This window comes from Sphingomonas sp. PP-F2F-A104-K0414, assembly GCF_004340945.1.
Lineage (GTDB): Bacteria > Pseudomonadota > Alphaproteobacteria > Sphingomonadales > Sphingomonadaceae > Sphingomonas.
In genome coordinates this window covers 297,855-315,434 of record NZ_SLYD01000002.1, presented here as the reverse complement: position 1 = coordinate 315,434, position 17,580 = coordinate 297,855, and the positions used below count along the sequence as shown (strand labels likewise).

At 64.9% G+C, this 17,580-nt stretch carries 17 protein-coding genes; 11 read left to right on the top strand and 6 right to left on the bottom strand.

What is annotated here, in order from left to right:
- The first annotated feature begins 398 nt into the window (after window positions 1-398).
- Together C8J46_RS05670 and C8J46_RS05665 are read left to right on the top strand one after the other, a co-directional pair.
- Window positions 399-818 carry a VOC family protein gene (locus tag C8J46_RS05670; RefSeq protein WP_132736092.1) on the top strand — a complete coding sequence of 140 codons (420 nt, stop codon included), beginning with the start codon at window positions 399-401 and terminating at the stop codon, window positions 816-818.
- Window positions 819-828: 10 nt separating this feature from the next.
- Complete coding sequence (locus C8J46_RS05665) at window positions 829-1,131, top strand: polyhydroxyalkanoic acid system family protein (protein ID WP_132736089.1); 303 nt, start codon at window positions 829-831, stop codon at window positions 1,129-1,131.
- A 15-nt stretch (window positions 1,132-1,146) separates the two neighbouring features.
- Here C8J46_RS05665 and C8J46_RS05660 read toward each other — a convergent pair whose 3' ends face one another.
- The 4 genes from C8J46_RS05660 to pyk all read right to left on the bottom strand — a co-directional run bounded on the left by C8J46_RS05660 (window position 1,147) and on the right by pyk (window position 5,768).
- Complete coding sequence (locus tag C8J46_RS05660; protein ID WP_132736087.1) at window positions 1,147-1,665, bottom strand: biliverdin-producing heme oxygenase; 519 nt, start codon at window positions 1,663-1,665, stop codon at window positions 1,147-1,149.
- The gene (locus C8J46_RS05655; protein ID WP_107963169.1) at window positions 1,662-1,850 is read right to left on the bottom strand and encodes a YbdD/YjiX family protein; all 189 of its coding nucleotides are present in this window, start codon (window positions 1,848-1,850) and stop codon (window positions 1,662-1,664) included. Before C8J46_RS05655 ends, C8J46_RS05660 begins: the two co-directional genes overlap by 4 nt.
- Window positions 1,847-3,901, bottom strand: coding sequence for a carbon starvation CstA family protein (locus C8J46_RS05650; RefSeq protein WP_132736084.1), 2,055 nt, complete (start codon window positions 3,899-3,901; stop codon window positions 1,847-1,849). The genes C8J46_RS05655 and C8J46_RS05650 overlap by 4 nt, the downstream gene beginning before the upstream one ends.
- Window positions 3,902-4,304: 403 nt before the next feature.
- Window positions 4,305-5,768: a pyruvate kinase gene (gene pyk, locus C8J46_RS05645; RefSeq protein WP_132736082.1), complete on the bottom strand. Its 1,464-nt coding sequence runs from the start codon at window positions 5,766-5,768 to the stop codon at window positions 4,305-4,307.
- A 92-nt stretch (window positions 5,769-5,860) separates the two neighbouring features.
- Here pyk and C8J46_RS05640 point away from each other — a divergent pair, with 92 nt between their 5' ends.
- Both C8J46_RS05640 and C8J46_RS05635 read left to right on the top strand, forming a co-directional pair.
- On the top strand, window positions 5,861-6,175 hold the full coding sequence (locus C8J46_RS05640; RefSeq protein WP_132736079.1) for a DUF1244 domain-containing protein: 315 nt from the start codon (window positions 5,861-5,863) through the stop codon (window positions 6,173-6,175).
- A gap of 167 nt (window positions 6,176-6,342) precedes the next feature.
- A complete protein-coding gene (locus C8J46_RS05635) occupies window positions 6,343-6,585 on the top strand; it encodes a DUF2312 domain-containing protein (protein WP_197942503.1) in 243 nt (80 codons plus the stop codon).
- A gap of 179 nt (window positions 6,586-6,764) precedes the next feature.
- Here the strand turns inward: C8J46_RS05635 and C8J46_RS05630 are convergent, their stop codons facing one another.
- Window positions 6,765-7,055, bottom strand: a complete 291-nt coding sequence (locus C8J46_RS05630; protein ID WP_132736077.1) for a GIY-YIG nuclease family protein — start codon at window positions 7,053-7,055, stop codon at window positions 6,765-6,767.
- A gap of 150 nt (window positions 7,056-7,205) precedes the next feature.
- Complete coding sequence (locus tag C8J46_RS05625) at window positions 7,206-8,669, bottom strand: ATP-binding protein (protein ID WP_056051716.1); 1,464 nt, start codon at window positions 8,667-8,669, stop codon at window positions 7,206-7,208.
- Window positions 8,670-8,781: 112 nt separating this feature from the next.
- Between C8J46_RS05625 and C8J46_RS05620 the strand changes: the two genes are divergently transcribed.
- From C8J46_RS05620 to C8J46_RS05585, 7 genes are all read left to right on the top strand, one after another.
- Window positions 8,782-9,324: a DUF1003 domain-containing protein gene (locus C8J46_RS05620; RefSeq protein WP_132736074.1), complete on the top strand. Its 543-nt coding sequence runs from the start codon at window positions 8,782-8,784 to the stop codon at window positions 9,322-9,324.
- Window positions 9,325-9,353: 29 nt separating this feature from the next.
- Window positions 9,354-10,097 (top strand): YebC/PmpR family DNA-binding transcriptional regulator, encoded by a 744-nt coding sequence (locus C8J46_RS05615; protein WP_056477859.1) that lies wholly within the window; start codon window positions 9,354-9,356, stop codon window positions 10,095-10,097.
- A 210-nt stretch (window positions 10,098-10,307) separates the two neighbouring features.
- Window positions 10,308-10,814, top strand: a complete 507-nt coding sequence (gene ruvC / locus C8J46_RS05610; protein ID WP_132736071.1) for a crossover junction endodeoxyribonuclease RuvC — start codon at window positions 10,308-10,310, stop codon at window positions 10,812-10,814.
- A 499-nt stretch (window positions 10,815-11,313) separates the two neighbouring features.
- Window positions 11,314-14,946 carry a glycosyltransferase gene (locus tag C8J46_RS05600; protein WP_165886466.1) on the top strand — a complete coding sequence of 1,211 codons (3,633 nt, stop codon included), beginning with the start codon at window positions 11,314-11,316 and terminating at the stop codon, window positions 14,944-14,946.
- Window positions 14,947-14,959: 13 nt separating this feature from the next.
- A complete protein-coding gene (locus C8J46_RS05595; protein ID WP_132736063.1) occupies window positions 14,960-15,610 on the top strand; it encodes a hypothetical protein in 651 nt (216 codons plus the stop codon).
- A 38-nt stretch (window positions 15,611-15,648) separates the two neighbouring features.
- On the top strand, window positions 15,649-16,635 hold the full coding sequence (locus C8J46_RS05590; protein WP_132736060.1) for a hypothetical protein: 987 nt from the start codon (window positions 15,649-15,651) through the stop codon (window positions 16,633-16,635).
- 114 nt (window positions 16,636-16,749) lie between these two features.
- Window positions 16,750-17,562, top strand: a complete 813-nt coding sequence (locus tag C8J46_RS05585) for a polysaccharide pyruvyl transferase family protein (protein ID WP_132736057.1) — start codon at window positions 16,750-16,752, stop codon at window positions 17,560-17,562.
- Window positions 17,563-17,580: the final 18 nt, after the last annotated feature.

Below are 17,580 nucleotides of genomic sequence, written 5' to 3'. Positions count from 1 at the left end.
GGGGGTGGGGCAATGTTTTCGGTTTGGGATGATCGAGCCCTTCGGTTGCATTCATTGTGGCTCCCCCATGAGGTACCACCCCGGCGGAGGCCGGGGCCCAGTTGGAAAGGTGGTAGTAACGAAGCGCTGTCCGCCGTTAGCAACGTCCCCCAACTGGACCCCGGCCTTCGCCGGGGAGGTGCAGGGGGATGGGCGAGCGTCCGATCGGCAAGAGCGCGATGGAGGGTGCATGGGGGAAGGTCACCTGCACCAAACTTGTTCTCCCGCGAAGGCGGGAGTCCAGCCTAGCTCCCGCCTTCGCGGGAGAACAAGATATGGCCACCGACGTCACGGTGGAGGAAATCCCCCACCGAAATCCCCGGGTCGACGAACCCCAGGCCACGGCTTATCCTCAGCTCATGACCCTACGCCCGTTCCACCTCGCCTTCCCGGTCCACGACCTAGCCGCCGCCCGCACCTTCTACGGCGCAACGCTCGGCTGCCCCGAAGGCCGCTCCAGCGATCACTGGATCGATTTCGACCTGTTCGGCCATCAGATCGTCGCGCATCTCGACCCTTCGGCCAAACCCGTCGCGGTCGCCAATGCGGTCGACGGCCACGCCGTCCCGGTGCCCCATTTCGGCGTAGTCCTGACGATGGAAGACTGGACCACGCTGTCTGAACGCGTCACCGCCGCCGGCGTCCAGTTCGGGATCGCGCCCTACATCCGCTTCAAGGGCCAGCCCGGCGAGCAGGCGACGATGTTCTTTTACGACCCGTCGGGCAACGCACTTGAGTTCAAGGCGTTCGCCAACGACGACATGATTTTCGCGACCTAAGGACTATATTATGGCCAACCCCATCACCGTCGACGTCCCCCACCAGCTCGGCAAGGCGGCGGTCCGCGCGCGTCTGGATGGCGGGATCGACAAGATCAGCGCCAGCATTCCGGGCGGGTCGGTGACCGATCATCGCTGGGACGGCGACACGTTGCACTTCACCGTCCAGGCGATGGGCCAGACGATCGCCAGCGCGGTCACCGTGTTCGAGACCAACGTCCATGCGGTCGTCGACCTGCCCGGCATCCTCGGGCTGTTCGCGGCCAAGGTGCAGGAGATGATCCGCAAGGAAGCGCCGAAGCTCCTGCGCTGAGATCAGGCCGGGAGATCAGGCCGGCGCGCGTCGATACAGCTCGAACGCCGCCTTTGCGCCGACGATGGCCTGCTCGACCCAGGCTTCGTCGGCGGTCTCCCCGTCGATTGCAGCGAGCAACGCGCGCCACTCGCCCGACAGATGTTTGGCGCCGAGATAGGCCGAGGGCATCCCGTCGGGCACCGACCGCGACAACATGATCCCGCCAAGCCGCGACCCCTCGACGACATACATCGCGCCCCACCCGGCGGCAGCGCTCGCCGGAACGTCGAACGTCATCGGCGCGGGCATGTCCTCACCTAGCGCGGCAAGATCCTCGGCCAGCGCCGCCCCCCGCGATCGAACCGTCGCGAGTCCCGGAATAGCGGCCAGCCAAGCCTCGACCGCCGGCAATGCTTTGGCGTGCGCAATCAGGAACGCGCGGTAATCGTCTGCATCGGTCAGATCGTAGCGCCCGAACCCCGCATCGACCGCATCGTGATCGCTCGCCGTCGCCGCCCGGAGTCGCGCGACAGTAGAAAGCACGCCGGTCAACAGCAGCGTCCCCCGCCCTTGCTGCCATATCGTGCCTCCTGCCGATCGCGGAAGAACGTGCGCTCATCCATCGGCGCGTGGTCGGGATGCCGCTCGGCCATGTGCTGGCAATACGCGGCGTAGGACGGCACGCCGACCATCAGCAAGGCGGTCTCGCGCACCTTCGCGTAGAGCGCGCGGATCATTCCGCGGCCACCAGTTGCGGCGGGACTTCGGTGACGGTTGGCCGGTCGATCTTCAGCGCGGCGAGACACGTGCGAACGCCGAAGAACACGATCGACAGCACCACTGCGAGGAACAGTGCGCACAGCCCGGCGTCGATCCGGTCGTTGAGCACGATCCGCTGCATCTCCGCCATCGTCTTGGCCGGCGCGAGCAACTCACCCCGCGCCGCCGCATCCGCGAACTTCGACGCATGCGCAAGGAAGCCGACCTTCGGATCGCTCGCGAACAGCTTCATCAGCCCGGCGGTGATCGTGCACAGGCACAGCCACGCCGCGGGCAGGATCGTCACCCACGCGTACCGCTGGCGCTTCATCCGGAACAGCACCACCGTCGCCAGCACCAGCGCAACCGCCGCAAGCATCTGGTTCGAGATCCCGAACAGTGGCCACAACGTATTCACCCCGCCAAGCGGATCGGTAACGCCCTGATACAGGAAGAAGCCCCACGCGATCACGCACAACGCGGTCGCGATCAGCCCCGGCACGATCGCCGATGCGTTGCGGAACGACGGCACCGCAAGTCCGATCAAATCCTGCAGCATGAACCTTCCGGCGCGCGTCCCCGCATCGACCGCGGTCAGGATGAACAGAGCCTCGAACAGGATCGCGAAGTGATACCAGAATGCCTTCATCGCCTGCCCGCCGACGAGGTGGCTGAAGATCTCCGACATCGCCACCGCCAGCGTCGGCGCACCGCCGGTGCGGCTGACGATCGTGGTCTCGCCGACGTCCTTCGCGGTCTGCGCGAGCAGTTCCGGCGTGATCGGGAAGCCCATCGCGGTGACCGCGGTCGCGGCCGACGCGAAGTCGGTGCCGACCACTGCCGCCGGGCTGTTCATCGCGAAATACACGCCGGGATCGAGGATCGACGCGCCGACCAGCGCCATGATCGCGACGAAGCTCTCCATCAGCATCGCGCCGTACCCGATGAACTGCGCGTCGCCTTCGCTGGCGATTAGCTTGGGCGTGGTGCCGCTGGCGATCAGCGCGTGGAAGCCCGACACCGCGCCGCACGCGATCGTGATGAACAGGAACGGGAACAGCCCACCCGACCAGACCGGTCCGCTGCCGTCGATGAACGGCGTGAGCGCGGGCATCCGCAGCGGCGGCGCAACGACGGCGATACCGATCGCCAGCGCGACGATCGCGCCGATTTTGAGGAAGGTCGACAGGTAATCGCGCGGTGCCAGCAGCAGCCATACCGGCAGTACGGAGGCGACCGCGCCATACCCCACCATCAGCACGCAGAGCTGGACTGGGGTCAACGTGAACAGCGGCGCGAGCGTCGGCGACGCGGCGACGGTGCCGCCATAGACGATCGCGGCGAGCAGCCCGATGACGCCGAGCACGGAGACTTCGCCGACCTTTCCGGGGCGGATCCAGCGCGTGTAGATACCCATCAGGAACGCCAGCGGGATCGTCGCGGCGACGGTGAACAGCCCCCACGGGCTGCCGGCTAGCGCGCGCACCACGATCAGCGCGAGCACCGCGAGGATGATGACCATGATCGCGAACGCACCGATCAGCGCGATCACGCCGGGGATCGCGCCCATCTCCATGCGGATCAGCTCGCCGAGCGACCGCCCGTCGCGGCGCATCGAGATGAACAGGATCATGAAATCCTGCACCGCACCGGCGAGGACGACGCCGGCTAGAATCCAGAGCGTGCCGGGAAGATAGCCCATCTGCGCGGCGAGCACCGGGCCGACGAGGGGCCCGGCGCCGGCGATCGCGGCGAAATGGTGGCCGAACAGGACGTTGCGATCGGTCGCGACATAGTCGAGCCCGTCGGCGCGGCGCAGAGCCGGGGTTTGCCGCGACGGATCGAGCTGCATGACGTGCCGCGCGATATACCGAGCGTAGAACCGGTACGCGATCAACTGGACCGAGACGGCGGCGGTGACGATCCACAACGCGTTGACATGCTCGCCGCGCTCGAATGCGACGACCGCGAGCGCGCAGGCTCCGAGCAGGGCGAGTGCGCCCCAACCGATCTTCTCGCGTAATGTCATGTGCGCGCCTCCCGTGCGGTCCTTACCGGCGACATCGCGTATTCGGGAAGCGAGCGCTAGCCTAGATTAGTTCGCACACCAGCCTCACAGCCCGACCCTGGCGGAGGCCGGGGCCACCGTTCCGCACACCCCGCGGACCGCGAGCCCGGCATGACCGGGAAGGGGTGGCGTTCGTTGGTGCTCCAGCTTGAATGTAGTGCTGGTGCGAGGCGGGATGCGGTCGACACCAGGGCCGTCCCCCCGCGGATGCGGGGGCCCAGCTAAGTACCGTAGCGCTCGGTACCCTGGACCCCCGCCTTCGCGGGGGGCCAATCGGGGCGGGGTCCACTTTCCCGATCAAAGGGCTGCATCTGCACGGCAGCGACCGGCAGGCCGCGCCCGCCGCCGGTTCAAGCCCCCAAACTCAAACCTGTGAGTGATGTCCCTTCAGCTCGTCCCCGACGATCCGCACCACATGCAGCACATTCGTCGACCCAGGCGTCCGGAACGGCACGCCCGCCAGCACGATGACCCGGTCACCAGCCTTGGCCATCCCATGCCGCAACGCCATCCGCTTGGACTTGGCCACCATGTCCTCGAACGACTCGACGTCGCGCGTGTGCACCGCATGCGTCCCCCACAGCAGCCCAAGCCGGCGCGCAGTCTCTTGGCTCGGCGTCAGCACCAGCAGCGGCACCGAAGGCCGCTCGCGCGCGATCCGGCGGGCGGTCGAGCCCGACGTCGTGAAGCAGATGATCGCCACCGCCGACACCGTCGCCGCAATGTTCTTCGCCGCTTCGGCCAGCGCATCCGCGGTCGTCGGATCGGGCTTCATCACCGTGAAGTGCATCCGGTCGCCGTGCTCGGGATCCGCCTCGACCGACACGCCGATCGCATCCATCATCGCCACCGATTCGACCGGCCACGCACCCGCCGCGCTCTCGGCCGACAGCATGATCGCGTCCGCACCGTCATACACCGCGGTCGCGACGTCGGACACTTCCGCGCGCGTCGGCGACGGCGAGGTGATCATCGATTCGAGCATCTGCGTCGCGACCACGACGGGGCGGCCCATCCGGCGCGAGACCTCGACGATGCGCTTCTGCAGCGGCGGGACCTGCTGCGGCGGCAGTTCGACGCCGAGATCGCCGCGCGCCACCATCACGCCGTCGCACGCTTCGACGATTTCCTCCAGCCGCTCGATCGCGGCCGGCTTCTCGATCTTTGCCATCAGCGCCGCCTTGCCGCCGATCAACTTCCGCGCTTCCCAGAGATCCTCCGGGCGCTGGACGAACGACAGCGCAATCCAGTCGACGCCCTGGTCGACCGCGAAGTCGAGATCGCTGCGGTCCTTTTCGGTCAGCGCGGCCATCGGCAGCACGACGTCGGGGACGTTCAGCCCCTTGCTGTTCGACAGTGCACCGCCGACTTCGACGCGGGTCGTGATCTGACGCGGGCTGTGCGACACGACGCGCAACACGAGCTTGCCGTCGTCGAGCAGCAGGCGCGCGCCCGGCTCGATCGCCGCGAAGATCTCGTCGTGCGGCAGTTCGACGCGCGTCGCATCGCCCGGCGTCGGGTCGCGATCGAGCACGAAGGTCGCGCCGGTTTCGAGCACGGTCCGTCCGCCGTCGAACTTGCCGACGCGCAGCTTTGGCCCCTGGAGATCGGCGAGGATCGTCGAAGGGCGACCATATTCCTTTTCCAGCGTGCGAATCGCCTGGATCACGGCGATCTTCGACTGCTGGTCGCCGTGGCTCATGTTGATGCGGAAGGCGTCGGCGCCGGTGCGGAACAGCGTTGCGATCATCTCTGGCGTGCTGCTGGCAGGGCCGAGCGTCGCGAGAATGCGGACTTTCCGCGAACGGGGGGCGATGGCCATGGTCATGCGGTGCGTCTTCCTCGGCGTTTCCTGGGGGAGGTCTTTGCCGCGACGGGCCTTAAACCCTATCTCCGTACGATCAACCACGGAGCATACGAATGAATCCCGATCGCCTCGATACTTTGGACGATGCCGTAGCGGCGAAAGCCTTTCGCCGCCTGATCCGCCACCTTCGCCACCGCGAGGACGCGCAGAATGTCGACCTGATGGGGCTCGCCGGTTTCTGCCGCAACTGCCTGTCGGACTGGGTCGAGGAGGCTGGCGGCCTGTCGAAGGACGAAGCACGCGAGACGGTGTACGGAATGCCCTATGCGGAGTGGAAGGCGCATCATCAGGGTGACGCGAGCCCCGAGCAGCTCGAACGGATGAAGGCGAGCGTTGCGAAGAACGCGCCGTTCGATTCAGGCGATTGAGCCAAGCACGGTAAACGCCTAGACGCCGTCCCGCACCAGCAGCGGCATGATTCACGACGTCGTGAGACGGCGGTCACCGGTGCGGGCTTGTATCTCGATTGGCTTTAGGCTGGCGCGTGGCGTCGGCGAGTGGGGAATTTTCGATGTCTGACGAACGGCAACACGGCATGGGCGGCGGCGCGGTCGCAGCGGACGAACTGCGCCTGCTGATCGAGCGCGCCGAGCGTCTCGAAGAAGAGAAGAAGGGTATCTCGGACGACATCAAGGACGTGATGGCCGAAGCCAAGGGCCGCGGTTACGACCCCAAGGCGATCCGCAAGATCCTGTCGATCCGGAAGAAGAAGAAGGAAGAATATCAGGAGGAGGAGGCGATCCTCGAGGTGTATCTCCAGGCGTTGGGGATGATCTGAGGATCGTCTGATTGAGCCGTCATCCCAGCGAAAGCTGGGATATTCCGCGGCGAGGAGCGTTTCCAAACAAAGTAGCGCTGGTTGTTTGACCGGCCGCGTTCCTCCTCGCCGCAGGAGATCCCAGCTTTCGCTGGGATGATGGGCTAATTGGGATGACGATTTAGGCTGGCGAGGAGGCCTCAGTGCAACTGGTCGTATAGATCCACCCACCCCGGATTGATTGTGGCGATCAGCTCGTCCTTCCACGACCGTTTCCAAGCCTTCAGCATCTTCTCCCGAGCGATCGCATACTGGATCGTCTCATGCTGCTCGGCGAATACGAGCATCTTCAGCCCATAGCGCCGGCAGTACGCAGAGCCGAGATCGCTCCGATGTTGATGCACGCGCGAAGCCAAATATGCAGTTACGCCGATGTAGAGCATGCCGTACGGCTTGTTCGTCATCATGTAGACCCAGCCGCCCAGCGCCATGTGCCCCCCCAACCGTCATCCCAGCGAAAGCTGGGATCTTCTGCGGCGAGGAGGAACGCGCCCCGTCAAATATCCCGTACCTCGTGGAACGGGCGCGCTCCTAGCCGCGGAAGATCCCAGCTTTCGCTGGGATGACGGAGGAGTCAAATCTTATGCCGCTTCCGCCGGCAACGTCGTCCACCCCAGCCCGGGTATCGTGATCGAGCGTTTACCGGCCAGATCAGTCCGGCACACGATCAACTCCCGGCTCTCGATATACCCGATCAGCCGCTTCACCCGGCCGAGCGAACTCGTGCCGTACGTCGCCGCGATCCGCGCGTCCGACGGGCAGGGTTCGCCCTCGCGCGCAGCCCGCGCCACCAGCAGGAACGCCCCCAGCATGTCGTCCGGCAGGCCGCTCGCCACGTCGAGCGCCGCCGTCCACGCTTCATCGGTCATGTCAAATATCCCCGCACGCGCGCAACTCAGACGCCGCACGAAACCCGGCAAATCGAGCGGCGGCTTGGCAAGTCCACCCATCCGACACCGCACCTGGAAATCCTGGAACAGCACCGATGGCGGCCGCAACGTCGACTCCGGATCCTCGACGATCGCGCGGAAGACGTCGGCGTAGACCGCCTCGACCTCGTCGTCGGTCTTCTCAGGGGGCGGCGGTGCGGCGGTGCGCGGCTCGGGCGGGCGGGCGATGCCGTCGAGCAGTTCCTCCGCCGGCACGCGACGCGGGCGCGAATCGAACATCAGGCCGAGTTCGGGGGCGTCGACCACTGGCTCAGACAGCAAATCCTGCAAGTCCATCGGCGCAGCGCTCGGCAACGGCGTCAGCTTGGGGCTGCCGCTGCGCGCGGAGGTCGCGACGTCGCCGATCTTCACGGTGATCGGTCGGCGCGACACTGCCGGTCCGAGCGCCATGAACGTGCCGCGCTGGAGATCGCGAATCGCTTCGGCCTGGCGTCGCTCCATCCCGAGCAGATCTGCCGCGCGTGCCATGTCGATGTCGAGGAAGGTGCGGCCCATCAGGAAGTTCGACGCTTCCGCCGCGACGTTCTTCGCGAGCTTCGCCAGCCGCTGCGTCGCGATTACGCCAGCGAGCCCGCGCTTCCGGCCGCGACACATCAGGTTGGTCATCGCCGCCAGTGACGCCCGACGAACCTCTTCCGACACCTCGCCACCAGTCACCGGCGCGAACATCTGCGCCTCGTCGACCACAACCAGCACCGGATACCAATGCTCGCGCGGCGCATCGAACAGCGCGGACAGGAACGACGCCGCGCACCGCATCTGGCCCTCGACTTCCAGCCCCTCCAGGCTGAGCACCGCGGACGTCCGATGTTCGCGCAACCGCGTCGCGATCCGTGAGATCTCGCGTTCGCTATAGTCGCCGGCTTCGATCACGACATGACCGTGCGGCCCCGCGAGCGTTACGAAATCACCCTCTGGATCGATCACGATCTGCTGGACATGCCCCGCCGATCGCTCGAGCAGGCGGCGCAGCAGATGCGATTTTCCCGAGCCCGAATTGCCCTGCACCAACAGGCGGGTGGCGAGTAGTTCCTCCAGGTCGACGCCGACGGCAGTACCATTGCCGTCGGTGCCCATATTCACGCTAACCGTCATGCCGCGCGTTTGGCAGGTGCGGGCGTATGGGAGCAAGGAGTCTTTGCGGCTTGCTTCGCAAGCGGGGCTTTGCGCGCTGGCATAATCCGCATTCCGGGCTAGGCCTTTGAGGATGGCCACACACTCCCCGCTCGCCGATCTCTCGCAACGTCTTCTCGGCAAGGCGCCGGGCGAGCTCGACGACGAGGAGCGCCGCGTCCTTGCGGGGATCGAGGCGGGCACGGTCGTCAGCCGCGACGCCGGCGACGTCTCCGACGAACGCTCGAGCTATGGCGAGCGGCTGGCGGACAAGGTCGCGGCGGTTGGCGGGTCGTGGGGGTTCATTATCGTTTTTGCCGTCATCCTGTTCGGCTGGATGATCCTCAATTCGGACATCCTCGGCCATTTCGGGATGGCGTTCGATCCGTATCCCTACATCTTTCTCAACCTGATGCTGTCGACCGTGGCCGCGATCCAGGCGCCCGTCATCATGATGAGCCAGAACCGGCAATCGGCGAAGGATCGCTTGGCCGCGAGCCTCGACTACGAGACCAATCTGCGCGCCGAACTCGACATCCTGCGCGTGCATCACAAGATCGACCATCTGGTGCTGGACCGCCTCGACGCGATCGAGCGGAAAATCGACGGTCTGGCGAAATCCGCGCCTGACGCCTAAGAGCGGGGCCATCAGCTAAAGAGGCACCGATGGCAGGCCATTCCAAATACAAGAATATCATGTACCGCAAGGGCGCGCAGGACAAGAAGCGCTCGTCGGCGTTCAGCAAGCTCAGCCGGGAAATCACGGTCGCGGCCAAGATGGGGCTGCCCGACGTCGACATGAACCCGCGCCTGCGCGCGGCGGTCAACGCGGCTAAGGCGGCGTCGCTGCCTAAGGAGAACATCCAGCGCTCGATCGACAAGGCGAGCCGCGGCGATGCCGAGAATTACGAGGAAATCCGCTACGAGGGCTTCGGTCCCGGCGGCGTGTCGCTGATCATCGAGGCGCTGACCGACAACCGCAACCGCACCGCGACCAACGTGCGCGTCGCGGTCGGCAAGAACGGCGGCAACCTCGGCGCAGGCGGTTCGGTGAGCCACGCGTTCGACCGCGTCGGGCTGATCTCGTATCCGGCGAGCGCGGGCGATGCCGACACGGTGTTCGAAGCGGCGCTCGAAGCGGGCGCCGAGGACGTCACGTCGAGCGAGGACGGCCATGAGGTCTGGACCGCGCAGGGCGACCTACACGAGGTGGCCAAGGCGCTGGAAGCCAAGCTCGGCGAGGCCGAAGGCGCAAAGCTCGCCTGGCGCCCGCAGGTCATGGTTGCGGTCGGTGCGGACGATGCGGCAACGCTGTTCAAGCTCATCGACGCGCTCGATGACGACGACGACGTGCAGACCGTCTGGGGCAATTACGAAATCTCCGACGAGATCATGGAGTCGCTGGGTTGAACGGCTTGCGGTTGAGATGAAGAAAGTGGGTTCACGCGGAGACGCGGAGACGCGGAGGGTTGTACCGTGTGGATCCGTCCTCCGCGCCAGCGGCCTCAAATCTGTTGGCCAGCCTAGCGGAGTGAAAGTCCCGCTAACGCGAGACGCTAGACAGGAACGCACCCCCTCCGCGTCTCCGCGTCTCCGCGCGAACCAATCTTCTTCCTACGCATGATCATCCTAGGACTAGACCCAGGCCTCGGCACCACAGGCTGGGGCGTCATCCGCGCCGATGGCAACCGCCTGAGCCACATCGCCAACGGCCAGATCAAGACCGATCCGTCGATGGCGCTCCCCCGCCGCCTGACCGCGCTGTACAACGCGCTGATCGACGTCATCCGCACCGAGCGCCCCGACGGCGCCGCGGTGGAGGAAGTGCTCGGCAACACCAACGCGCAGTCGACGCTGAAACTGGGCCAGGCCCGCGGCGTCGTATTGCTCGCCGCGGCGGGGGCCGGGCTGCATATCGGCGAATACCACCCCTCGACCGTCAAGAAGGGCGTCGTCGGCACCGGCGGCGCGGACAAGAAACAGATCCAGGCGATGATGGCCGTCCTGCTACCAGGCGCCAAGCTTGCTGGGCCCGACGCCGCGGATGCGCTCGCCGTGGCGATCACGCACGCGCATCATGTCGCCAGCGCAGCGGCACTGTCGCGACGAACAGGCATGGGTGCCTGACCCCGACGGGAGAAATCCCGCTTCAAGCTTCCCCGGTTAAGGTCATCGATGCGCCGCCCGTCCAGACGGGCGGCGTTGCGTCATGGCGCGTCGGTGATCGCTGGCGGTATCGAGGTCACTTCGATCCCCACGCTAAATAGCGATCTCGATCCTATTTCCCGCGATGATCTCCAATACAATTATGGCTTCAAGCATTGTCTGGCAATATCCAGCGATCTTAATCGCTAAAGTCGGAATACCAGTTCCGGTAGATAGCCAATTGTAAGAAATGCTTTCCCCGAAAATTAAAGAGATCGGATTCGTTTGTATTGCTAATGCCGGGCAGGCGTGACCAAGTGGCATAAATCTGAGAAGATTTGCGGGGCATTTGATTCGCAAAACACGTACGTTACGTCGTGTAGATACTCATCGCGAAAGAGCGCCGTTTCCTATGACGTATAATCTTTTGCAGAATCCGACGTTTACGGATCATGATCCTGCAGTATCGGCCCGCCGGAACATGGGGCAGTTCTGTCAGAACTGGTTCGTCGAATATGGCGCAGCTGCAGCTGGCGACACGGGGCCGGCCAAGGCCTCGCCGAGGACGCAGGGGGTGAGGCTGCACATCCGCTCGGCACTGAGCTGGGTCCGGCTGTGGCAGCCGATCGAGTTGACGGGGGTCGAACGGGGGCGCCGCGCCGTGGTGCGGCTGCGGGCAAGCGCCGCCAGTGACGCCGAAGCCGGGCTCGATCTCGAATGGATCGCGCTGCTCAAGGCCAATGCGCAGGGCAAACGGATCTTTGCCAAGAAGCTTTCGACGCAGCAGCGTTCGATCGAGGGCGACGCCCGGGACTATGAGCTGGAGATGCCGCTGGGCGATCTCGTATCCGGCACCCCGTATTTCTTCGCCATGCAGTTTTCGAGCGGCCCCGGCACCGTGGAACTCGAATCGGTCGATTTTACCAGTCATGCGGCAACGGCCTCAGCCTCTGCAGCAACGGCCTCGGCCTCGGCCTCTGCGGCATCGACGAAGCGATACACCGTTCTTCAGGCGGCCCCGTCGGAGGTCGCGCTCGCGGCTGGTCCGGCGCATCCGGTTGTGGCGCAGTCGGGTAAGGGCGGGACCCGCGCGGACGATTTGGCACCCCGGTCCGGTCCGGCGCGCAATGGTGCGGCGGCAATCGATCCGGCCAAGGCGAGCGGCGCACATACGCGCGCAAAGCGCCCGTCCGGAGAGGTGGTCGGGTTGCGCGGCGACCGTCTGGTCGGCTGGGCCGAATTGCCCGAGGTCGATGCCGAAGTCCTGCTGTTCGTCGATGGCCGATTGGTCGGTTCGGCGATACCGGACGCGTCTGTCGATGCGCTGGCCGAGGACGTCGCCAAGGTCGCCACGCATGGTTTTGCCGTACCCCTGCCGACGTTGCTGCTCGATGGCGCCGATCACCAAGTCAGCCTGCGCGCGTCGACCGGCGAGCGGCTGGGTGCGGGGACCAAGCGCATGACGCTGGCCGGCGCGCGGGCGACGGGAACAGGAACGGGAACGGGAACGGCAGCGAAGTCGGCGATCGAGGCGAAATCGGCACTCGTGGTCGACGCGTCGGATACGGTGCCGGAGCACTCACCGGTGGTCGGCGGTGATCCCGGCAAGATCGCAACCGCGGTCGCCGCCACGCGCCGCGTCGCGGTCGTGTCGTGGGATATGGCGCACAACCCGGTCGGGCGGGCGTTCCTGCTGGCGGACATGGCATCGCGCAACAGCGTCGTCGAACTCGTCGGGCCGATGTTCCCGATGTATGGCGCGACGATCTGGCCGCCGATCGCCGCCGCGACGATGACGATGCACGCCTATCCCGCGGGCAGCTTCGCCGAGTTCGTCGCCGGTGCGCGCGCGATCGCCGCGCGGGTCAAATGCGATGTCGTCCATGTCGGCAAGGCGCGCTTCTCGAGCCTGTTCATCGGCGCGATGATCAAGCAGGCCAATGCGTGCCCGATGATCGTCGACGTCGACGATCACGAACTCGGTTTCTTCCCCAATCGCGACCCCGCCAGCCTCGACGATCTGATCGCCGCGATCACCGAAGACCCGCGGATCCTCGACAAGCCTTATGGCGAGATCTTCACGCGATTTGCCGAAGGGCTGATCGCCGAATGCGATGGCGTGACCGTCTCCAACTACGCCTTGCAGGAGCGGTTCGGCGGTATCGTCGTCCGCCATGGCCGCGACGAACGCGTGTTCGATCCCGCCTTGTACGATCGGCAGAAGGTCCGTGCCGAATTCGGCTACACCGACGCGGATCGGGTGATCCTGTTCCTCGGGACGCCGCGACCGCACAAGGGCGTGTTCGAGATCGCCGACGCACTCGAAGAGCTCGCCGACGATACGCTTGCGCTGTGCGTGATCGGAACGGTCACCGACAAGCGCACGTCGAGCCGGTTCGCGAAATACAAGAAGGCGCGGATCGGGCTGCACGGCGATCAGCCTTGGGCCCGGCTCGCGGAACTGGTGTCGATTGCCGATGCGGTGTTCCTGTTGCAGGATCCGACATCGGCGATATCGGGCTACCAGATTCCCGCCAAGCTGACCGATGCGATGGCGCTCGGCGTGCCGGTATACGCGACGCCGGTGCCGCCGCTGCGCGATCTGATTGCGGCGGGGGCGATCATCGCGGTCCACGATGCCGCGCAACTCAAGGACGAACTGCGCAAGATCAGCGCGCAGGGCATTGCGCCGGCGACCAAGCAGCGCGTCCGCGATCATTATCTGACCGAACTCAGCTATAGTGTGAATTCGGCGAGGCTGGACTTGGCGTTCGAGGCTGCACGGACGGTATCCAGGCCGGTGATACCGGCGTTCGACGCGCTGTTCGCGGCGGTCGAGCGGGTGTCGGGCGAGCCGCTGCCGCGCTTTGCCAAGGGGTGGGCCGGCCCGGCGATCTGGCAGAATCGCAAACCCGATGTCGTCTTCCTGTGGAAGCAGAACGACTCGGATATCTATGGTCGCCGGTCGGATATGATGGCGCGGTATCTGCTCAAATCGGGCGCGGTGAACCAGGTACTCCATTTCGATTCGCCGATCAGCGCGACCGATCTCGACAAACAGGCCAAGCACGGCGCGGAGGCGACCGCGCACCAGGGAAACCTGGTGTACGTCAACACCATCCGGCGCGTGCTGCGTCAGGCGGATACGACGAACCTGTTGCGACGGACGTTCCTGTTTCGCGCCGAGACGGCGCCGCAACGCTATCTCGGCACCGACTTGCCGCCGCGCGATGGGTATGAGGATTTCATCCGATCGGAGCTGCGCGCGGCCAATATCGGCGACTCGCCGGTGTTGTGGGTGTGCCCGGTCGTATTCGATTACACGATGGTCAAATCGGTGGTGAAGCCGGGCTGTATCGTCGCCGACGTGATCGACGACCAGCGCCGATTCCCCAGCCGCGAACCGCATCGGACGCGTGTCCATGCTGCGTATGACGAGATCCTGCGCGATGCCGATCTCGTCCTCGCCAATTGCGAACCGGTACGCGAAGGGTTCGCGGCGATCCGCGAGGATATCCGCGTCATCCCGAACGGCGCGGAAATGTTCGATCTGTCGCATAGCTGGGCGGTGCCGGAGGATCTCGCGCATCTGCCCCGGCCGATCCTCGGCTATGTCGGCAATCTGCGCGACCGGGTCGATCTGGAGCTGATCGGCAAGGTCGCCGACGCATTCCCCGGCGGCAGCGTGGTGCTGATCGGGTCGGCGCATGATCGGCCCGACGTGCTCGCACTCGGCGCGCGTCCGAACATCCATATCCTCGGGGTGAAACCCTATGAGGATGCGACGCGGTATATCCGCGCGTTCGACGTCGCGATGGTGCCGCACCTGCGCAACGAACTCAGCGAGAGCATGAACCCGCTGAAGCTCTACGTCTATTTCGCGCTGAACGTCCCGATCGTGACGACCGACGTCGCCAATATCGGCGACATCGGCCCCTATGCGACGATCGCCGCGGATCACGACTCGTTCCTCGCCGCGATCACGCGCGTGGTGGCCGGCAAGCAAAAGGCGCCGACGACGGTGCAGCGCAAGAAGGTATTGAGTTCGGTGTCCTGGACGTCGCGGGTCGACGACGTCCTCGATGTCCTGGGCCTGGCACAGCGGCCGACGTGACGGGGGATCGATCATGACCGTGAGCTGCAATATCTGCAACGGGACGACGTTCGTCCCGGCGCAGAACAACCGGCTGAGCCGGTCGCGCAAACCGCCGCAATGCGGCACGTGCCGGTCGCTCGAACGGCACCGTATCGCCCGCGCGGTCATCGATAAATTGCAGCTGCGCGAGACGTTCACGCATCTTCCGCTGCTGCTGTGGGGCGAGCCGAGCGGCATTCCCAAGCCCTGGTTCAAATCCGTCGAGCTGTTCGGGATCGAGCATGCCGATGCAGGGCTGCCCGCGCGCCAGAGCAACAGCCTCGGGCTCATCGTTGCGGCGAATGTGCTCCACCGTGTCCCCGCGCACCGCAAGACGCTGGCCGACTTGGTCCGCGTGATGACCGCCGACGGCTTGATGCTGTTATCCTATCCGAACCCGACGACGCGCGAAAAGACCGAGGATTGGGGCAGGGCCGATGCCGCGCGCGGCGGCGCTTACCGCGTCCTGGGGCGCGATTTCGAAGCGGAGTTCGCACAGCTCGTTCCGGACGCGATCGTCCTGCGGATCGAGGAAGCGGACCCGGTCACCGGCGATGCGGACTGGCTGTACCTGTTGTCGAAGAGTCCGTTCTGGATGCGCAGGGCATTCAGTGCGGAAATCGATGCAAGAATCCTGGACTGAACGATGTTTCGGCGCAGTACAAAAGGACGGCCCCTACGATGAATTCCTATAACCTAGCCGGCAATACGTGGTGGCCACCGGGCCAGGACGCGGCCGACGAGTATATGCAGTATGCAACCGCGTTCGATCGCGATCGGTGTCTGCGCCAGTATGACGACGTCGTCGGCAGCGCGGCGGCGAGCTATGTCGGCAATAGCGCGGGCGGTCCGATCGCCGCTTTCCTACGCAAGGCGATCGCCGCGAAGAGGCCCGCGTCGCTGATCCGGCTCGGCGACGCCGATGGGAACGTGTTGTTCTCGGGGCTCGATATCTACCCGCATTTGACCACGTATAATCTTACCAAGATATCGCGGATCTACTTCGGCTCGAATACCTTGATGGTCGAGCATAAGCAGTTCTTCCTCGACACGGTCATGGAGGGGATCGCGGAAGCCGATCTCATCGGTGGTCCCGAGCGCGGGACGATCGACAAGAGCTTTTCTACGGACCTCCCGGATCTCGACGTCCGCGGCATGTGCGGCATGCGCGGCGTGTATAATTATCTGGCGGATGCCACCGATCTCGCCAAGCTGTCGGAGAAGATCTGGGCAAGCACCTGGTTCAGCCGGTCGTTGCTGCCGCATTATTTCAATATCCTGCATAAACAGCCGTATCTGGGCTTCGTCACTTGTTACCCGGACCTCGAGCGGGTGTTTCGCGAGAAGGCCGAAGTGGCGCGGACGGAGACGATCCTGGTGCCGATGCAGGCGTCGATCGCCAAGGTTCACAAGGATATCCGGCATTATCCCGACGCTTATCCGGACATCCTGGAACAGCTCCGGCCGCCGTTCGAGGGCGCGGTATACATCGTCGCGGCAGGCATCCTGTCAAAGGCCTATTGTACGGCGATCAAGCGTCGCGGCGGGATCGCCATCGATGTCGGCAGCGTCGCCGACGTCTGGATGGGCACCAAATCCAGGCCGGACATGCCCAAGGATATGGTCGCGAAATGGCAGCTCGTCGCCAACAGCCCCGTCCCATCCTGATCAAGAATATTGGAGTTCACCGTGGACGATTCATGCGCCAGAGATTTCGAACGAAAAAACGGTCATCTTGCGGATTTATTTCGCCGACACCGTAACAAGACGATCAAGTATTTTATGAATCCGGGTAACGCCGGGGACTCGCTGATCGCTGCGGCGACCTATCAGCTGTTCGACCATTATAATATCGACGTCGAGATCCTGTCGTCGGTCGCCGAGGCCAAGGCCTTGCGGAACGAAACGGTCCTGTTGGCGGGCGGGGGCAACCTGGTCCCGCTCTACCACGGCATGTCGGCGCTGATCCGCGCGCTTCAGCCAGGCAATAACCGCATCATCGTGCTGCCGCACTCGGTCCGTGGGAACGAGGATCTGTTGCAGTCGCTGGCGCCCGCAACGACGATCTATTGCCGTGAACTGCCGACCCACCAGCACGTCCTTGCGCATGCACCGTCGATCGAGGCGGAATTGTCGCATGATCTGGCGCTGTTCCTCGATACCGACAAGCTTTACGACGACATGGAGAGCGACGCGGAGATTCATGACCTGTTCCGCGAGATGCTGCTCGAACGCGCGAAGCTCACGCCCGAGGCGATCGACGGCAAGAAGATGTCGTGCATGCGGCACGGCGTCGAGAAGACGTTTATCCCCCGCGCGCCCAATTTCGATATCTCGATCGTGTTCCAGATCGGGGTGAAACCGCGCGAAGCCAATCGAGGAGCGTGGATGCTGCTCGAATTCACCCGTCTCGCGTCCGAGATCACCACCAACCGGCTGCATGTCGGCGTGGCGTCCGCGCTGTCGGGAACGACGACGCAACTGCACGACAACAGCTACGGCAAGGTGTCGAGCATCTACACGCACAGCATGCAGAAGGATTTCCCCAATGTGAGTTTCAACGGGGAGATGATGGCGGACTATGTCTTTGCTTGAGACGGGCCCCGGTGCGCG

What these genes read in the sequence shown, in the direction of transcription:
- C8J46_RS05590 (WP_132736060.1), top strand. Translation starts at nt 15,649, where the DNA reads ATGAATTCCTATAACCTAGCCGGCAATACGTGGTGGCCACCGGGCCAG.
- C8J46_RS05640 (WP_132736079.1), top strand. Translation starts at nt 5,861, where the DNA reads ATGAATCCCGATCGCCTCGATACTTTGGACGATGCCGTAGCGGCGAAA.
- C8J46_RS05635 (WP_197942503.1), top strand. Translation starts at nt 6,343, where the DNA reads ATGGGCGGCGGCGCGGTCGCAGCGGACGAACTGCGCCTGCTGATCGAG.
- ruvC (WP_132736071.1), top strand. Translation starts at nt 10,308, where the DNA reads ATGATCATCCTAGGACTAGACCCAGGCCTCGGCACCACAGGCTGGGGC.
- C8J46_RS05585 (WP_132736057.1), top strand. Translation starts at nt 16,750, where the DNA reads ATGAATCCGGGTAACGCCGGGGACTCGCTGATCGCTGCGGCGACCTAT.
- C8J46_RS05625 (WP_056051716.1), bottom strand. Translation starts at nt 8,669, where the DNA reads ATGACGGTTAGCGTGAATATGGGCACCGACGGCAATGGTACTGCCGTC.
- C8J46_RS05655 (WP_107963169.1), bottom strand. Translation starts at nt 1,850, where the DNA reads ATGATCCGCGCGCTCTACGCGAAGGTGCGCGAGACCGCCTTGCTGATG.
- C8J46_RS05670 (WP_132736092.1), top strand. Translation starts at nt 399, where the DNA reads ATGACCCTACGCCCGTTCCACCTCGCCTTCCCGGTCCACGACCTAGCC.
- C8J46_RS05650 (WP_132736084.1), bottom strand. Translation starts at nt 3,901, where the DNA reads ATGACATTACGCGAGAAGATCGGTTGGGGCGCACTCGCCCTGCTCGGA.
- C8J46_RS05665 (WP_132736089.1), top strand. Translation starts at nt 829, where the DNA reads ATGGCCAACCCCATCACCGTCGACGTCCCCCACCAGCTCGGCAAGGCG.
- C8J46_RS05620 (WP_132736074.1), top strand. Translation starts at nt 8,782, where the DNA reads ATGGCCACACACTCCCCGCTCGCCGATCTCTCGCAACGTCTTCTCGGC.
- C8J46_RS05595 (WP_132736063.1), top strand. Translation starts at nt 14,960, where the DNA reads ATGACCGTGAGCTGCAATATCTGCAACGGGACGACGTTCGTCCCGGCG.
- C8J46_RS05630 (WP_132736077.1), bottom strand. Translation starts at nt 7,055, where the DNA reads ATGGCGCTGGGCGGCTGGGTCTACATGATGACGAACAAGCCGTACGGC.
- C8J46_RS05615 (WP_056477859.1), top strand. Translation starts at nt 9,354, where the DNA reads ATGGCAGGCCATTCCAAATACAAGAATATCATGTACCGCAAGGGCGCG.
- C8J46_RS05600 (WP_165886466.1), top strand. Translation starts at nt 11,314, where the DNA reads ATGGGGCAGTTCTGTCAGAACTGGTTCGTCGAATATGGCGCAGCTGCA.
- pyk (WP_132736082.1), bottom strand. Translation starts at nt 5,768, where the DNA reads ATGACCATGGCCATCGCCCCCCGTTCGCGGAAAGTCCGCATTCTCGCG.